The 17,117-nt window shown below is 52.9% G+C and carries 19 protein-coding genes; 1 reads left to right on the plus strand and 18 read right to left on the minus strand.

Going from position 1 to position 17,117, the window contains the following annotated elements; genetic code table 11:
- Positions 1-9: 9 nt before the first annotated feature.
- From virB11 to HKD31_RS14375, 18 genes are all read right to left on the minus strand, one after another.
- Complete coding sequence (gene virB11, locus HKD31_RS14290) at positions 10-1,053, minus strand: P-type DNA transfer ATPase VirB11 (RefSeq protein ID WP_035367501.1); 1,044 nt, start codon at positions 1,051-1,053, stop codon at positions 10-12.
- The gene (virB10, locus tag HKD31_RS14295; RefSeq protein ID WP_035367500.1) at positions 1,043-2,173 is read right to left on the minus strand and encodes a type IV secretion system protein VirB10; all 1,131 of its coding nucleotides are present in this window, start codon (positions 2,171-2,173) and stop codon (positions 1,043-1,045) included. The genes virB11 and virB10 overlap by 11 nt, the downstream gene beginning before the upstream one ends.
- Positions 2,170-3,087, minus strand: a complete 918-nt coding sequence (locus HKD31_RS14300; protein ID WP_198911722.1) for a TrbG/VirB9 family P-type conjugative transfer protein — start codon at positions 3,085-3,087, stop codon at positions 2,170-2,172. The genes virB10 and HKD31_RS14300 overlap by 4 nt, the downstream gene beginning before the upstream one ends.
- On the minus strand, positions 3,087-3,776 hold the full coding sequence (locus HKD31_RS14305; protein WP_075594838.1) for a type IV secretion system protein VirB8: 690 nt from the start codon (positions 3,774-3,776) through the stop codon (positions 3,087-3,089). The genes HKD31_RS14300 and HKD31_RS14305 overlap by 1 nt, the downstream gene beginning before the upstream one ends.
- Entirely contained in the window at positions 3,773-3,943 is a 171-nt protein-coding gene (locus HKD31_RS16390) for a type IV secretion system lipoprotein VirB7 (RefSeq protein ID WP_198911723.1), read from the minus strand. Before HKD31_RS16390 ends, HKD31_RS14305 begins: the two co-directional genes overlap by 4 nt.
- Positions 3,944-3,984: 41 nt before the next feature.
- A complete protein-coding gene (locus HKD31_RS14315) occupies positions 3,985-4,911 on the minus strand; it encodes a type IV secretion system protein (protein WP_035367420.1) in 927 nt (308 codons plus the stop codon).
- A gap of 17 nt (positions 4,912-4,928) precedes the next feature.
- On the minus strand, positions 4,929-5,318 hold the full coding sequence (locus HKD31_RS14320) for an EexN family lipoprotein (RefSeq protein WP_035367422.1): 390 nt from the start codon (positions 5,316-5,318) through the stop codon (positions 4,929-4,931).
- Positions 5,319-5,327: 9 nt separating this feature from the next.
- The gene (locus HKD31_RS14325) at positions 5,328-6,008 is read right to left on the minus strand and encodes a type IV secretion system protein (protein ID WP_035367423.1); all 681 of its coding nucleotides are present in this window, start codon (positions 6,006-6,008) and stop codon (positions 5,328-5,330) included.
- An 18-nt stretch (positions 6,009-6,026) separates the two neighbouring features.
- On the minus strand, positions 6,027-8,399 hold the full coding sequence (locus tag HKD31_RS14330) for a VirB4 family type IV secretion/conjugal transfer ATPase (protein ID WP_075594841.1): 2,373 nt from the start codon (positions 8,397-8,399) through the stop codon (positions 6,027-6,029).
- Complete coding sequence (locus tag HKD31_RS14335) at positions 8,400-8,723, minus strand: type IV secretion system protein VirB3 (RefSeq protein ID WP_035367425.1); 324 nt, start codon at positions 8,721-8,723, stop codon at positions 8,400-8,402.
- A gap of 3 nt (positions 8,724-8,726) precedes the next feature.
- Positions 8,727-9,056: a pilin major subunit VirB2 gene (virB2, locus tag HKD31_RS14340; protein ID WP_035367427.1), complete on the minus strand. Its 330-nt coding sequence runs from the start codon at positions 9,054-9,056 to the stop codon at positions 8,727-8,729.
- Positions 9,057-9,059: 3 nt separating this feature from the next.
- Positions 9,060-9,770 (minus strand): lytic transglycosylase domain-containing protein, encoded by a 711-nt coding sequence (locus HKD31_RS14345; RefSeq protein WP_035367428.1) that lies wholly within the window; start codon positions 9,768-9,770, stop codon positions 9,060-9,062.
- Between the two features lie 58 nt (positions 9,771-9,828).
- Entirely contained in the window at positions 9,829-10,191 is a 363-nt protein-coding gene (locus HKD31_RS14350; protein WP_035367430.1) for a hypothetical protein, read from the minus strand.
- Between the two features lie 498 nt (positions 10,192-10,689).
- Positions 10,690-11,259, minus strand: coding sequence for a recombinase family protein (locus HKD31_RS14355; protein WP_035367432.1), 570 nt, complete (start codon positions 11,257-11,259; stop codon positions 10,690-10,692).
- Between the two features lie 1,262 nt (positions 11,260-12,521).
- Positions 12,522-13,427, minus strand: coding sequence for a replication protein RepA (locus HKD31_RS14360; protein ID WP_007284615.1), 906 nt, complete (start codon positions 13,425-13,427; stop codon positions 12,522-12,524).
- A 244-nt stretch (positions 13,428-13,671) separates the two neighbouring features.
- The gene (locus HKD31_RS14365; RefSeq protein WP_194265588.1) at positions 13,672-14,658 is read right to left on the minus strand and encodes a FitA-like ribbon-helix-helix domain-containing protein; all 987 of its coding nucleotides are present in this window, start codon (positions 14,656-14,658) and stop codon (positions 13,672-13,674) included.
- A gap of 192 nt (positions 14,659-14,850) precedes the next feature.
- Positions 14,851-15,156: a WGR domain-containing protein gene (locus HKD31_RS14370; RefSeq protein WP_035367438.1), complete on the minus strand. Its 306-nt coding sequence runs from the start codon at positions 15,154-15,156 to the stop codon at positions 14,851-14,853.
- A 115-nt stretch (positions 15,157-15,271) separates the two neighbouring features.
- Entirely contained in the window at positions 15,272-16,288 is a 1,017-nt protein-coding gene (locus tag HKD31_RS14375; RefSeq protein WP_228120835.1) for an Abi family protein, read from the minus strand.
- A 516-nt stretch (positions 16,289-16,804) separates the two neighbouring features.
- Between HKD31_RS14375 and HKD31_RS14380 the strand changes: the two genes are divergently transcribed.
- Complete coding sequence (locus tag HKD31_RS14380; protein WP_228120843.1) at positions 16,805-16,933, plus strand: hypothetical protein; 129 nt, start codon at positions 16,805-16,807, stop codon at positions 16,931-16,933.
- The last annotated feature ends 184 nt before the right edge of the window (positions 16,934-17,117 follow it).

A 17,117-nucleotide genomic window follows, 5' to 3' on the forward strand; every position in this document is an offset into this window, starting at 1 on the left:
TCGACACCCTCAGTATTTTGACAGTAGGTCCGCCACGGTTTCATTCCGCCGACGCGCATCAGCAGCCAGCCATACTTCTCCGATGGAATATACCGCGCCCATCGTCTCAAACGGCACGATCACATCAATCGCAGCCGAGAGCATTTCAACAAGGGTCTTGTCTTCCAGAGCCGCGCCTTGAGGTGAACCTTTGATAAGGGCAAATAATTTCTTAAATGCCTGCACGGGATTGGCGCCGTGAATGGTGGAAATTGAGCCCGGATGCCCTGAGACAACCTCATTAAGATAGGTCCAGGCCGCAACGCCTTCCCTCAACTCTTGCGGCAGAATACGGTCTGGACGCATACGCAAAGACGCTTCCAGTAGATCGCTCGGCCCAACCGTATTTATCCCTGTGCTCCCTTTGGAATACAGCAGCCGCACATGGTTAGGATGTGGAACTATCAATTCCAGAGAGTCTTCTATGGTTATCAGTCTCTCACCCAAGGGGATCGCCGAGATCAGCGTCCTAGACATGGTTGTCTTGCCGGACCCTGTCGCTCCGCATAGCAGGATGGTCAACTTGTTGCGGACGCATGCCGTCAGAAAGGCTTCCAGATTTCCGTCATCATAACATTTCAAAACCTCTTCATGCCGTCGCTGTTCGGCTTCGGTCCGCTTGTCCCAGCGGTTCCAGCGCGAGATGTCATATCGCTTCGTGACCGCGGTAAGAGCGGCGACATGACTGCCTGGCCGCCGGATCGTCAGACTTACCGTGCCGGCCGGTACGGTCGGGGGCAAGCACACTTGCAGACGTTCGCCGTTCGGCAGCTCCGTAGAGCACAGTGGATGCCGCTCTCCCACGTCCTGCTTGCGCAGAGCACCCGCCAAGATCGCGATATCTTCGAGATCCGCAAAGGTCAAAGGAAGGGGATGCCGAGTGAATATACCCCTCTGTCGAACAAAGACTTCTCCCGGTTTATTGACGCAGACCTCTTCCGTTGTCGGGTCTTCGAGCCATCCCGCAAGCGGCTGCATCAGAAACCGAAGCTGAACAGCGGCTTCATTGAGCATTGATACCTACCGTGGGCCTGAGATCATAGATGTCAGAAAAATCGAGATCACGAGCGACAAATATTGCGACCGTTTTTCCTTGTGCTTTTTCGCCTGTCGGTTGAATATTTATGTCAGCCTGCAATGCTGTATTTGCGACAGTCTGACCATTTGACTGAAAAGAGTTGAAATACGCACCGCTATTGTTGCTACCAACCCGCGATGCCAATTCCACCCCTGCATCCAGGCCACCTTGGATCACGCTCAAAAGGATGGCACTGCTGAAGCGCGCCCACCAGTGATTGTTTACCGTCACCTTTATGCCGCTCTCACCCAACTCCCCCGTTGCGGGTGAGTCCAGTTCAATGATGCCATGCTCCGGGGTCTCCGCCCTGTCCCAGATCACGAATGCCCGATCTTCACCACGCATCAAACCATGCTGCATTTCGCCCGTGACGATCGTTCCCTTATCCATAAGGACCACGTTCCCTGTTGTGCTCCGCACGTCCACGGGAATTTCGCATTTTGTGTAGCCAGCAAGCTGAGTGTTTAGCTTGGTCTGAAGAATGCACGGAATGATCGTGCCCTTCGTCACCAAAAAATCCGGATGCGGCAACATATGTGCTTTAGCCTGGTCGAGCACCGTCGGCTTCAGACGAACAGCGAGGGATTTATCATCCTGCGGTCCTGCCTGATGGGCAGCTTCCCCACCATTGGCGACAACCGCTTGTGGACTGGCTGGCGCAGCAGACGACGAGACACTGCCCGCACTGCTACCGGAAGCAGCAAAAATTGGGCTCTCGGCCGGCGTCATCTCGTGATGCTCTTGAGGCGTCGGGAAGAACCCACGGGACGCCTGTGGTGGCGGTGGCACGGGCATCGGAAGAGCCGGAGCGGGAGGAGCTGTGAGCGGTGCGCTATGTAGCTTCTGTCCCTGAGACACTACAGGCAGGTTTGGCTGCTGCTCATTGAGCTTCTTCGTTTTGTCGAGAGCACGCAACCAGATGAAGCCAAGCAGTACCACTACAACCAACGCCGCAATGCCCACCTTCTGCCACGCAGTCAGTTCGCGGCGGTTATTTCCAGATACGAGAGAGCCACCCTCATTGACCGGGCTATCATTGGTCTGATTCTCGCTCATTGGGCCGCCTCCTTCAGCGTACGGACCACGTTCGGGCTGATCGTATTTGTGCCGGGATTGTGGCCGACCGGATCGAACGCCTTATTGAAGACACACAAAACGGTATCTCCGTCCCGAAGACGCCACGCCGGAGCCAAATGGTCGGCGATCATCAGCGTGCCCCACCCAGCCGGATCGTTCTTCACGCTATAATTGGCCGTAGCTTCCTTGCCATCCGGGTTTATGGTGAACAAAGAGGGAAGACGTACATTCCCCGGGAACCGGAAGATGGTAATATTTCCATTATCCCATACTTCCAGTGGCGTGATGGAGCGATCACCTTTAGCAATGTATTTCCAATTTTTTGTTCCAAAATTTGGATCTTTTGTTTCCCGCTCCATTCGTTCATGCGCAAGTTGAAGTTCTAGTACTTTTGCGCGCGCTTCCGCTTGGGCCTGTTCTTGTTTTTGTCGTGCAAGAGCCGCCACGCGGCGCGCCGCTGCTTCATCCGCCGGGTAGGTAAACTGGACGCTGTAGTAAACTCCGTCCGTTGAGTTTGCGAGCGACGCCCCCGTAACAGTCTGGACTTCAAAAACATATCTGCGCTCCTGACCTGTGTCGTTGCGCGTGAGAACGACAACCGGCTGAAGGCTCAGACCATTGGTGGCCTTGAAAAACAGATAATTTCCGGCGGGAGCGGCTTTCAGATGAATGCTATCACTTACCGCCACGCGATCGACAGTTTCATGTGCGCCAAACCCGATAACGAGCGTCGCCCCTACAGCCGTGGATAGGTGGACAACCTGATCTGCTACGTACGGGACATAACGCATTCTGGTATCATGCCGACTTGGTAGCGGGTCTTGCTCTCCAAAAGCCGGCATCACAGACAAATATGTCGCCGCGAGGAATGCGGCAGCAGCGAGATACTTCATTATACCCCATCCTCTGACGACTGATAGGACGTGACGATCACACCGCCTGGATTATTCAGACGTGCTTTAGCGGGGAGATCGGTCAGGCGCAGGATCTGGACGGTTGCCGTCCAGGTCGTAACTTGTGGTCGCTGACCATCCATCGACACAGTACGTCGAAAACGCACCTGAATGACGCTATTACCAATTGGCGCCAGTGACACTTCTTCGACGTCAATCTGGCCTTTCTTACCGACAGTCACCTGCGGGGACTTCGGATTTGGGAAATTGAACCAGCTTTGATACTGGTCGCGCACCTGATCCGAACTCATGAGAGACACGGTGTCATACGCATACTGGGCTGTTGCGTAGGTATAACCCTCACGCAGTCGCACGTACTGCCAGACCGCTGAGTTGATGACCGCTTCGTCCATCGTCTTCGGCAAGCGCGACATCGATATTTCGCTGTCCACGGTCCCATCAGGACGCACCCAAAGGGGCATCGGAACCAATTTTTCAAGTGGTAGCAATGCTCCGATCGACCATGCCAGCCCCATGTTGGCAATCATCGACACCGCAAGTCCCGCCAGCAGAAATTTGTTGATCCGCACAACGGAACGGACCCGTGCTTTCTGAAACGTCTCGACCTGTTCATAATGTTCCGCCAACTTTTCGTTCGGAACGGGCGGGGTAAATTCGTTATTTGTCATTTATACCCACGCTCCTGTGGCCTTTTGAGATCCGCTTCTGTCGGGTGCCAGTGCCCTGCATTCAAGGCAAATGTCGCTCCTTTACATTTTGGCAACGGGTCATGACTTGCGCACGCTGATAAAACAGAGAGCATAAGTACAGAAATACTAATACGGATCTTTATCATCCGCCCCACTCCCCTTTTATTCTGAAACGTAAACCTATTTTTTACTTTGAAGCTTTTCTACCTATATTGGCACCCGCTTTTGCGATGGTCCCAACTCCGGCCGTAGTTCCACCGATGACCGTATTCATGATTGCCCCGGCAGGATTTACTGAAATTCCGCCGCCAATAAATGCCGCCGCTGATGGAAGCATCAGTATTATAAATGCGCTGACAGCAATAAATATCATGGTATCAAACATAATATCTATTGCAACACTTGGAGTTCCAGAAGACGAAACTGCATTTATATTTGTCTGCGTCATGTAGTCACTGATGCCTTGCGCAACAATCAACATGGCGACGTCCACCAATGCAGCTAGCAAGGCCAAACCGACCAATTTTCCCACCCATCTTTCCGAGATATTGCGTGTCGCGTCGAACAGGAACCCAGCTACTACAAACGGCCCTATCGTCACGATAATATCCGTCATAACGTGCGCGCATATGTAAACGGCAAATACAACCCCGAGAATAACGGCATCGCAAAATGCTATAATTGCAAGCTCAATCATATCGAATATTTGGTATGGATAAAGCTGGGAATCTATTTTCAGTGAATATCCGGAGATGTCGCCCCATATCTTATCAAGCAGCTGCGGGGTCGACGACACTGAACCGCCTGACACAGATGATGCCGTCCATTCCGGCAATCCTGTGTGAAAGAAATTAACAATATATGAGTTGTATATACCAGATTCCAACACAAATGCAGAGACAAGAGACACTCTAACTATTCTTATAACTCCTCTTCGTGTATCTATATCACCGCGCATCACAAGCATTCCCGTTACGATGACCCACAATACGATGAGAGATGTGAACGGCGTTGCTACGGCGCTTAGAACATTACTTACAGTAGAGTTCATTCCATTATCGAATGCACTCGTAAGACTACTGTTAATGTCTTCATATACCGTTGTCGTAGCCACAGACGTTCTCCGATTTACTAAGACTTTCCGTTCTGGACCTCAGTCTGGATGCGGGCCGCAGCATCGCAATCAGCCTTGGGGGGACGAATACGGGGATTGGACAGCTTACATTTCGCAAGTTCGGCCGCGCGCAATGGCCCATTGGTGAACAGGACAGAGCTATCCGGTCCGGTCGCCTGGCGTTGTTTGCCCGTATAGAGTTCATCCCCAGCGGCAGCATTCTTGCAATCGGGATAGTTTTCGAACGTCCGATCGTTCTGACATTCATGCAGCACCTGCACATCCTCGCTACGATGCGCGGCGTACCAACTCACCGTGTGTTCCGCACGATCACGGCTTGGACTAGCTGTAGCGCTCCCGCCGTTCCATATCGCCATGACACCAATCGCCAGCATGATTTTCCGCATGATAGTTTCCTAATTCCCCAATCGCGCGTTTGCGGCGTTGACTTCCTCCTGACGCGCAGCCTCCTGATCCTGCAACATCTGGTTCTGCATCTGCGCCTGGGCCATCATTTGAAGATTCTGAGCGGCGGCTGCCTGCGCCTGGATGGCGTGGTTTTCGACCGCGATACGTCCGTTGATAGCCGAAATCTGAGTAATGTCTTTTGCGTTCGACAGTTCTTGCTTCATCTCGTCCAGGTTCGCGAGCCGTTGATTGATAGAATCAAGGTTTTGAGCTGCAACTCCTTGAATATTGGCAAGCGATGTCGTCCGCTGTGTGTAGGATTGCGCGACCGGATCATTTCCCGAGGCACTGTGTTTATTCAAACTGGCGAACTGCTGTCCGTAACTGTTCAGCGTATTCGCCGTGCCTGTGATTTGTCCGGCTGCCTGACTGACTGTCGGCAACGGGTTTTGTAAATTAGCACTATTGAAGCTTGTAAACATCCCGGTCGCCACATTCGGGACGTTCTGTAGAAGCGTATATTCCGCCTGTAGCTGCTGAAGTTCGCTCACCATTTGCTTTATTTCATTCGTCGTATTTGTGACGCTTTGAGCGATACTTTGATCATCAAAGACAGCGACTTGCGCTCTTGCTTCATGCAGCCCAACACTAGAAAGCGATACCAGTGCAACCAGACCATATACCTTCATTGTGCCCTCCCCTCGCTCTCAATCTTTCGCTTCGTGATAACGGGCCATGAAATGATCGAGCCATTGACTCGGATTGTCCCCGTATTCCTCTCTCAACCGCTCTGCGAAGTTCGCTCGGTTGGCACGACCGGACAAAACTGCGATGTATTCCGGCATGGAAGAGAGATCGAATTCGCAAATGACACTGCCGTTTTCCCTTTTCATGAGAAATCGCTTTGGATCACCCACCATCCCCTCGCGTACCGCGCGATATTCGCCCTCAGTGCAGCTTAATCCCGTGATGTAAGCGTGCCGGTCAGCCGTGGGCGACGGGTAGAGGATCTTCGTCATGCACTGCGCAACAAGCGAAGAACCCAACTTGGATTCCAGAACATGCTCTGGTTGCTGCGTTGCCAGAATCAGCATTCCATTGTTTTTACGAACGGTAAGCAGAAATTTATCGATCACGGCAGCAAATTTGGGGTCCAGTAGATAGGCCCTAAACTCGTCGCAGCTCATGAGGAAGCGGCGACCATCCACAACCTTCTCGATCCGATAAAGCAGATACGCGGCAGTTGGAGCGCATATCTGGTCATGATCGAGAAACGCTGTCAGATCGAAACCCGTTATGGAACTCGACAAATCAACTTCATCGGTTTCCCCGTCGAACAGCCAGCCCAAGGCTCCCCCACGACACCACCGTTCGAGCCTGGCCCCTGCTCCTTCCTCTGGACCATGAAGGAGGAACTGGCGCAGCCCTGCAAGAGATCGCATTTCCACGGGGTAAGACATCTGGCGCGCAATCCCGCGCTGAAGGCGTTTCGCGTCCTCAGACGAAATCGCACCCTTACCGTCACTTTCGATCAGCCCCGTGATCCAGTGCCGCAGAAACTCAATATCATCGGCTGTCCCTTGCAGGCCGCGCAGCGGGGCTAAGCCACACGAGACACCTCGCTTGAGGACGAGATACGTCCCACCCGTTGCAAGAACCAGGAGCTGCCCACCTCGATCCTTGTCGAAGAATACAACAGCCCCATTTACGGCTGACAGTGCCTGTTCCATCATGGCCATGACAAACATCAGGAACGTGGTCTTACCCGATCCAATCGGCCCAAAGATGGCTGTCATGCCAACATCCTTGACATGCGGCACATAGTCATAAGGGGTTGCGCCATCTGTGCGAAAGCGCGCAATCGCTGTCCCCCAATATCCGTCTCGGGAGCCAACCGGGAAGTTGTCAAACGTGGAGAGAGCGGCAAAATTGCTGCTATTGATGCTGCCGGGACGCGTCCGAAACTCCCAGTTTCCCGGCAACTGAGACCAGAAGGCAGCTTCCTGCCCTATCCCTTCCTGAACGACAACTGCGCCAGCATCAGTCAATCGCGCACGAGCACGGGCGCTACGCTCGCCGAGCTGGACCAAGTCGTCAGCATACACGGCGAGGGAAAAGTGATGCGCGCCAAAGACAAATTCATTTGAAATCAGTTTATCTACAGCATCAGCAAGCTGATCGAGTTGGCTGGTGGCCTTGTCTCCAGAACTTGCCATTTGGTTCGACTTGAGTGTCAACTTGTCGTCGGCCTGTGCTCGGGTCAAAAACCCGAAAGATTGGCTGACCACCACTGGAAATTCGACGCTCAACAACGCATTGAGCATTCCTGGTCGTGTGCGAGCCGGATACTCCCGAAATGAAAAGATTCCCCCCACGAAGCTCCTATCCAAAGACCGGATCTCGACCCCTCTTTTCCCGCAAATTACCCGATCCGTGTAAATTGATGCTCCTAGAGATCCAGACACAACAGGAACGGGCATCCACCGGGCAGAAATGATGAGGCGCAGTGCCTCACCTATTTCGGTAAAGACTACCCCATTGCGTTCCCGCAGGCCGAGGCGACGCACCCCGTAGCTATCTAAAGCAGAGGATACGATCTGCCAGACGTCCTCAAGCTGTCTGACAGTAGCCTCACTTCCCTCTGATGCGTGGCCCTTTCCGACCCGCAGCAACCTACTGCCCATCTTTCCGAGCGCATTCCGAGGCGTGACGGTGATCGTCAGGAAATAATCGTTTCTATATAACCGTCCTTCCAGCACTCTTTCTTTGTACGCATTCGACATTTTTCTTGCGAAATCTGAACGAAAATCTGTTTCCGGGAGATCCGGCACATCTGGATGCCGGATCATATGCGTGCTGACGGTCACATTATCATCGGCAATATTGCGGAGCACTGTATTCAAATTGCGCTTGCGACCATTCCGAACAGCCGGTTCTTCCAGTTCAAACGGCACGCCCTTAACGTGCCCCATTGCTAGGACAGACCCATCACGAAGAAGCACAACATCCTGCGCTATATGCCCAACATAGGGCAAATATACTTCGCCAGAACGTTCAGCATGTCCGGATTTACCAAACATTCAGAGCATCCCCCTGCCGCGTTTAGGAACCTTCAGCGGATTAGGACAGACAGAAGCTCCACCCCATACTGCACTATCAATGGATCTTCCTGCCGTTCGAAGGTAAATGAAAGCGACATTAACTGCATTATAGTCTCTTGAGACGAGTAATTTTGCTCCGAACCACAACGGAACTATCAGTATTTCGTAAAGCGGGTTCTGGATAAGCACGATAATAAAACCCGCAAGCATCATGAATACTGCGACAAGCGGCAACGGAACCCCTGCAACAAGCGCCGGACGTGTCGCAGCCAGGAATAGGATATCTTCTTCCAGCTTCTCCATGCCTCAGCTTCCCGTCAGTGTTGCCCCAAGATAGGCAGATCCGAACATGATGATGATGCCGCCAATGACACAGGCGAAAACCATCAGGGAGGCACGGCCAAACATCAGCGCCAGCCCGACCGCAGCGATTGCCAATACCGCAATGCTTTGGCCAAATTGGCCTAGAATAAATGTGCAGACATTATTGACCATTGTTGTCGGCGCGGCTCCGCCAGATACAGTCTGTGCGTGAGCAACAGCCGGCAGAACTGTCAGCAGCGCAAGCATCCAGGCAGCCACGCCCTGCCTGAAGCACATATTTCGACGCGGATAATTATGAATGGACGACAGCATAGCTTATTCCTTGCGCAGTTGCGGAAAAATGGCCGAACTGTTCGTGGCCTGGACAAACAACGCAGCGTCAGACGCACGCGGATTTTCCGCTTTTTTCTCTGTCTCAGACGCCGTGCTGTATTCGAAGCTGCCCCACACGTCCCACGCCGGGGGTGCGTTCGGGTCGACTGGGGCCGCAACCTGCTGGGGCTGGGGAGCGGCTGGAATGTCGCTCTGACCCATGCCTACATCGAGCGCAGGAACAACCTTGCGAGCAGATGCTTCCACCTTGCCCACATAGCCATTCGTAAAACCGCGCTGTGTATCTCCGGTATTGTATTGAGAGATTGTTACCCGTAGCGCCTGCTGCTGGGCTTCGTGGTTCTCACCACCCACATAGGCATCAGACAGGATGATTGAGGCTGCTCCAATAGACACACAGGGATCAAAGGCATCCTGAACCTTCAAACCAAGGGCGGGCAGATTATGCGAATTGATCTGCATAATCCCGAGATCAACCGAATGCCCAGCCGCGATCAGACTAGTTGCCGTCTCGGCTGCCTCAACATCAGTGCCCAGATTGAACGCTTTTTTGGTATTATTGTCGTGTATCAGAAACGGATTGAAGCCTGATTCAGTCTGCGCGATCGAGGCGAGAGTAACAGGAGCGACATTTGGGCCGCATTTCAGTGCAAGTTCACCGAAATCCTTAATAGGTAGAGGCTGCGCGTACACTTTGCCTGCTGCAAACGATAATACAATTGCAACAAAAGCAAAGTGTACGCTCCTTAATTTACTCTTTGTAGCCTTCTGACGTAATCGTTCCTGCGGGATTGTCGCCGAGGTCTTCTGGAAGGACGCCCACGAAGGTATTAAGCGCGGGGTCCCCAGACGGGTAAATCGTGATCCGCCCTTCGTACCCGATGCCGCGAATAGTCTTATAGAGACTTCCAAGGTTTTTGTATGTTCGTACTCCCTCGGTGCGGAATCTGGAAAGAATCCTGAACGTACGGCTCTGCGTCCAGTCTGTGCGGAAATAGACCACGAAGACAGACCCTTCATCGATGTCAGGCCGAGCAACGATGAAGACACCCAATATTTTCCCGCCGTCCCGAAGTCCGGCTTTGATGTCGGCCAGCTCGAACGGTTCCAGCAAGTGACAATCCCCCTTCCTACTATGCCCTTCTCCTGAACGCGGAGAGAGCCAGCAGGCAAACAAACCGGGGTGTTAACTTTTGGCAAGACCGAAGAATTCTGCATGACGACGACGAGACCTCACGCTCGGGACATCCGTTCGTCAGCGATCTGACTGAATCGGATAATATCGCCTTGTAGAAATATCTATTTTTTCTCATATCTCGCAACTCAAAAAGTCCGTTCCAAACGAAGATCACAAAAATTTATCTTAAAGAAAATGGCTGTTTTTCGCCATTTTATATGAGATTCAGCATTCGACAGCGCTCATACATCACGGAGACGTGAATAATGTAAAGAAAACGATCAGTCGCGAACGACGATATACTTTATGTGGTATTCTCTATTTTTTTTTCGTTCGGAAACGCGAGATTTCAGGCTGATTTAGCCCTCAATAATTTTGTGTCACTTTTTATATTTTTGTCTCATTATAAAATACGAACTGACATGATTGAAATATTTATTCCACGTTTCTTTTGATGGTTCTATATACTGTTGGACGGGATATTGAGAATACATCAGCCAAATCGCTTATAGAATACTCTCCCGTTTCGTGCATTCGCCGTAATTCCTGTTGCTGTCTTACACTAAGCTTTGGCTGTTTTCCTTTCAGTTTACCTTTTTGTTTTGCAATCAACATGCCTTCGCGAGTTCTCTGCCTGACAAGATCCACTTCAAACTCTGCGAACGTGGCCAAGACATTGAAGAACATCTTGCCCATTGGGTCAGTCGGGTCATAGACGTTCGATCCGATTGCCAGCTTCGCTCCCTTGGAGGTCAGCATCTCGGCAATACTTCGCGCATCGGGCACTGACCGGGCAAGGCGATCAAGTTTTGGCACAACGAGCGTATCACCCCGCCTCACCGCAGCCAGTGCCTGGTCGAGACCCGGCCGTTCTCGCTTCGTGCCGGAATACCCAAAATCGACATAGATGCGATCTTCATCCACGCCGAGCGTCGCGAGAGCAGCGCGTTGCGCTGCCAGATCTTGAGTGTCCCGTGAACAACGGGCGTAGCCAATCAGCATCATGTAACGTAAAGCCCCCCCCCCTTTTGAGAAAATTACCGTACCACCTAAATGAGACATCCTTTGTCTAGGGTTTTCGTTCCGTTGTCACGTCTTTTGAAAGTGTCCGTTTAACGATCGTCTTATGAGACACCATTTTTAAGAGGAGAACGGCATTGTCGTACCGGCCCGCGCTCACCGTTGCTATTTCCCAACTGGTTTCACGTTTGAATGTCTGCCTGGTGTCAACAGTCCGAACGGTATTGCCAGCGAGCTCGTCCAAAAATGCCGCGTGGCCTCATCCAGATTATTTCATCAGTCCATGCCGGCGCGGTCATAGTCCGTCGGTTCGCGGCTAATATCCTCGGGTGTCATGTCGATAACCCTGCCTAGGGGGAGAGTATCCCGCGAAAAAACAGACTCGCATCAGAACGGCTTATAGGCCGGATATGACCATGTGCTGCTACCTGGGCACTATCTGAGTAAGAAGATCATGAGGGCTCGTTTCCACCGCGGAACCCCGTTCGATTGCATACGATCAGCGAGCACCCGATCGGCCGCGAATGTGTTCTTGAACATCGGGGAAACAGCTAATCGCTTAGCGACAGCGGCTTTCTCGCGCCGCAGTCGTTTTCGCTCCCTGATAATCAGAATGTCTCTCAGAAAACCCATTCTTCGTTTCCTCCCAGGTCTGCGCATAGCGCCGCGCCGAAGGCGAGCGGCGCCCTCCTCTTAAATCTATCAAAAAAAATCTTATTGAAGTTTTCCGGTGGAATTGTGGTCAGAGCCGGAGCGTGTGGGCAGGTCGAAGAGCTGTCCACACGCTTCGAGCGTTCGCCCTTGGGCGACTGTCCACAATTCCACCGGAAAACCGCAGGCAACTACCGGAAAAACCTATCGGTTTATTTATCGGGAATCATACCGGTTTTAGGGGGGTGGTGATTGCACCGTCCTTACGGGTGGCGATTGCACCGTCTTTGGGGGTGGCGATTGCACCGCATCCGGGTGGCGATTGCACCGGGATAACTTTTTTATCCACAGAGGCGAGCCTTTCTCCAAAAAGGGTGGCGATTGCACCGTGTTTTTGGTGGCTGTGAGGCGGATAAAAGGGGTGGTGATTGCACCGTCTTTCCTGCGGAGATCCGCTTGGAAAAAGGGTGGCGATTGCACCGCACCGAAGATGTCGGAATCGCTCCAAAAAGGGTGGTGATTGCACCGTGATAAACCGGGAGACACGCTGTCCAAAGGGTGGTGATTGCACCGCCCATTATACCCGAATTTTTGAGTTAAGCCTCTGACCCAATTACTTTTTGGAAAGAGACAACGGTCTGTCGCGGGACAGGAGGTGGCGATGCGATCAGCCTCAGACCCGTTCGAACCTGTTCCAGCTTCGCATCCGGATAAACAGCCGAAACCTGTCGCAAGGCTATCAGGAATGCCTTCTTGAAATTCTTGTCGTCCGTATATTCCTGCCCAAACTGTAGCCGAAGGTTGGACCAGGTCAGCCGTTCACCAGATCCCCGCACGCGATGAAGCCGATGGGCAAGCCACGTATAGATGTCGAGTGCCAGTGCGGAATGCTGCAAGCCCTCAAGCGCACGAGGATCAAGGGGAACGGCGTTTTCTTTCAACTCGTGCCAGAATTTCTCGGACAGTTCGATCGTGCTGTCTTTAGCGAGGTTTTTGGTCCACGCATCGAATTCGTCTACCGGTCGGGCGTTCAGATTGCGCGACCCGTAACCGAGCTTCATTTCACAGGCGCACAAGGCGTTCATCTGTGCCCTGAATGCCTCACGGGATGGGCCGTTCTGGCTGATGTTCAGCCGTTTCATGAATTCGCTGATGGTCCGGCCGACCGCGACAGTGCGCGATTTGGTCCGGATGGCTTCGGTACTGATATGGAAGAGGGCCAGGCGTGGCTTTGTCCCATAGGGAACGAAGAGCTTTTCCCAATGACCGTCGTTGTACATTTCGCCGGCTGTAATGAGCAGGGACGCCTTGCCATTGTTTCGCTCGAAGCGCGTTTCCTTCGTCCTTTTGCGGGGGAGTCCAACTTGGCAGAGGACCGTGTGCATGAACTCAATGTCGTCAGGCGGTGTTGCCTGGATTTCGGCCGAGAGCTGGATGACGCGCGCGGTTGTCGGAGAAAGCACAAGCTCACTCTGTTCAGGCGGTGATTTGCGTTTGCTCATTCGTCCGATCCCTCTCTTCCCTGCTACGTTGTTCAGCATATTGCGTGTGACGCAAGGCTTGTTTGTCTGCTTGATGATTCTGATCCGACGTTATCGTTTCGGTGCAGGTGATGGAAACAGATTTTATGGTTATTCATTTGCGGACAAACGAAAAAAACTTGCCACCATCCAATATACGCGGGTCTGAGATCATATAGATTTTGCACAACAGATGTATTTGGTCTGAAGTGACAGGCGAACTGTTTCACGTATCGAGCTTCCCTAGAAGGGCTGCGTTCTCGATTTCTTTCAAAAGCGGATGCTCACCGCTTTCGATCGACTCCCGAATGTTCGATGCGCTCTTACTGTCAGAAATTTCTTCGTACAGATCCGTGCAGAGCTTTTTCCATCCCGGCCAGTAATTGCTCCGTGCGAACTCATTGGAATCCCAAATGTCTTCCCACCACGGCAGGGAGGACAGGTCGTGAAGCAGTGCTGACGGGTTGTGCCAACCGTCCTGAAGCTGGCGGTAGGTGCGCTCGCTTGCGATGTGGCTCGTGATTGCGAGATCCGGGGCCAGATCGCACTCGCTGTAGACCTGATAAAGCAGGTGCCAGACCTGAGTAAGATTACGCAGGGAACTCCGACCGCCCCCGCCCGTGTCCTCGGATACAACGTAAGGCGTGCGGATAACCAGATCCTTGTCGGCCCACTGTTTCACCAGGAGCAATCCACCACGTTCGCCGGCGCATCGGATGAACCGGAGCCCCTGAAGGTGTGTTTTTAGGGTTTGGGGGTCTGCATCGAGCAGCCACAGGACCCCTTGACCGGCATTCTCTGGAATTCGGTCATACTCGCAAAGATATGGGGTGCCCTCGCCATAAGCCAGCCAGTCTGCCGATACCGAGCAGTAAGCGGCAATGGCCTTGAGTTGGGAAAGGCTGGGCTCAGCTATCCCCTCAATCCATTGTGCAACAGGCGTGACGTGATCTTCTCCGATCGCGTCAGCCAGGCGCGCGGCGCTATATGGTGGACGTGTCGAGAAAGCGCTGGCCCGACCGTTTTCTGCGAGGGCAATCGCCTGCTGCAAGCGTTGTGAAACTGCCTCGACCTGCATCATGGCGGGCTGGTCTGCCCACGCCTTCAGCGCAATTCTCAGTTCGGCTTCGACGGATCGCGCCGATGCGCCGGCCTTGCGCTTCAGAGCACTGATAAGAGTATCGTCTAAATTCCTGATTGTCAGACTTGCCACGGAATCATCCTTCCTCTCCAAGAAGGATGATTGCACTTAATTGATATCGTAATGCAATCATTATATTGATTGCATCTTATTCACGACCCTGTGAGCCTCTCACACGCCAAACGATACCTCCTTGGTCACTGATATTCGCTCAATGAATGAAGTTTGTTGCAGGGGTCATGCAGGAAACACTCTGCCTCTGAGTTAATCCAGACCAATGGCGAGCGTATAGCCGCGTTTCTGCCGATAACGGACCATTTTCGACAGCGCATTTATGGCTGTGCCCTCATCCGGATAGAGATCGAGGCACTGCGATCCCATAGTGCCGATCCGTCCCCACTGCCTTACGAGTGCCGCGCCGCCGAACAAGTCGGGTTGAACGGACATCGCGTAAAAGCGCCATTCATTCAGCTCCGGTCGAATACGCCGAAGACGTGCCGTAAGCGGGAACAACGCGAGTTGGGCGGCCTTATGCAAGGCGGCGGATTTTTTTGGCTGTCTGGATTTCATGACGGTCCTGCCTATTGGCAGATTCTAGCACCGGACCAGTCGTGAGTACAGAAGAATGACAGAAGTAGAAGGTTTCTGACGTCGTCTCGGTGAGAGACTTCATTGAGCATACGCATCAGGTCCAGATCGGGAGCGTATTCCAGCCTGCAAGAAACCCGCCCTGTGTTGCGTTCGCCAAAGGCATGCGCGGAAACGCGATCCAGTGATCTCGCATTCGGCCGCTCCATGATGTACGTGCACTCAGCTTTTTGACGAGATAGCTTGCGACAGCGGCTGCACCATATACACGGGTTCGTTGCACGGGAGCCGTGCCGATGTGCACCAGTGTCGCCGCTTCGAATGGTTTGGGGACCGCAGGCTGATTGACCATGCCGGTGTTCCACAGGCGAGAATGATGCGCACTGAGGTTGCGCACACCAGCGAGGCACCTGATCCAGCTTACGAGCGTATCGGGAAGCAAGCCGTACTGCTTTGCAATCGTAGAACGATCGTTAGGATGTGCCATTTCCAGAAGCCAGGAAAGGGTGCCAAAATCCCACGTTTCAACGGCCATCCAGATCGGCAGTTCTGAGCTATACGTGTTGAAAAAAGCCGCTACCCATTCCTCCTGCGATCGGCGGATGGCCTCGTCCGCCTTGTCCAGCCAGACGTCATGACGCGGCCGCCCAGAATGTTTGAGAATGATGGTTGCGCGACGACTATCGAGAAACTGAACAGAACGGTGCGCCCACGGATTGCGCTTGCCCAACGTGTGCGCGAGATCAACCCGCAATGCCACCTCGATCCGCTCGATCGCATCAAGGAACAGAATGCGAAGCTGCTTGTCGAACAGGTAGAGATCGACCGCGTGACGGAACTCGGCACCAGCCTGGAATTGTGGGCTGCGGATAGTTTTGGAAGAATCAGTGGGATCAGGCACAAGCTGCTGGAAAGTTTCCAGGTAGGGGCAAAGCCGCCCATAACCTATTCTGCGCAGATGATCGGTTGCTTTCGCCTGGTCGGTAACTCCTAAGCCCCGTTGTATAAGGAGTGCGACTTGATCGGCGAAACTGAGATGGGGCTTGGTATAAGGCGGAAGCATTTGCCTGAAAAAAAAGAAGGCCGCCCCTTGATGTCTTGAACTTGCGTCCATGAACAACAGCGGAGACGGCCGTGTTAGGTGCGCTTCTATCCCGATACGTGGAGGCCGTCAAGAACAAATAGAGGGCTTACTAATAGCGTATCCTCTACCGTATCCTCTGTCGTATCCTCTACCGTGTCCGGAATCTCTGGCCTCCTCGCAAAAAACGAGCGCTGTGGCGCCAGCGCAGCGATGCCATCGAAACACCTCACTGCAACAGGCTTATCTCTAGGATCGTATGATGATCTCGATGGATTCTTCCGGCACCCCGAGGAACATCGACAGACTTTTCTTCGCATCACTTATGGAAAGCGGTCGCAAATCGGTGCCGGCCTGACCGACTTTCTTCTTTTCCTGTTCGTCCGGAAGACCAGGTTCTGTCAGAGGTACGCGCGCGATCGGCTTATGAGCTATTCCGGCACCAGCTCCCACACGCGAAACGGGGCTGCTGGCTTCTTCATCATAGAGTGAAATCCAGATCCCTAGTATTCAGATGAAAATTTTCTGGCGTCTTGGCTGAAGCGCGCGCTGCGTGCCCGGTTCGGTGCTGTGGTGAAAGAACCTGTTCCCGATACTCTTTTGTCTCTTCTTTCCGAGGTACCAGAAAGTGAGAAACCCGAAAATCAGGCGGACAGTGCGTTACCTCGGCGCGAGTAAGTCGAAATCAATTCCCGCTCACATAGTCGACCGGCAATTTCTTACGGATAAGACCGGGTTTATGGTAGCAACGGGCTCTGTTGCACAATTCGTCCATTGTGCGTGCCGAAGCCATTCAGGACTTTGTCTTACGTGACAGGCTGTGTGAGGGGGACCCCGAGCGCCGTGAAGCGATTGAGTATGG

This window comes from Gluconobacter potus (assembly GCF_015244705.1).
In the GTDB taxonomy this organism is placed as follows: Bacteria; Pseudomonadota; Alphaproteobacteria; order Acetobacterales; family Acetobacteraceae; genus Gluconobacter; species Gluconobacter potus.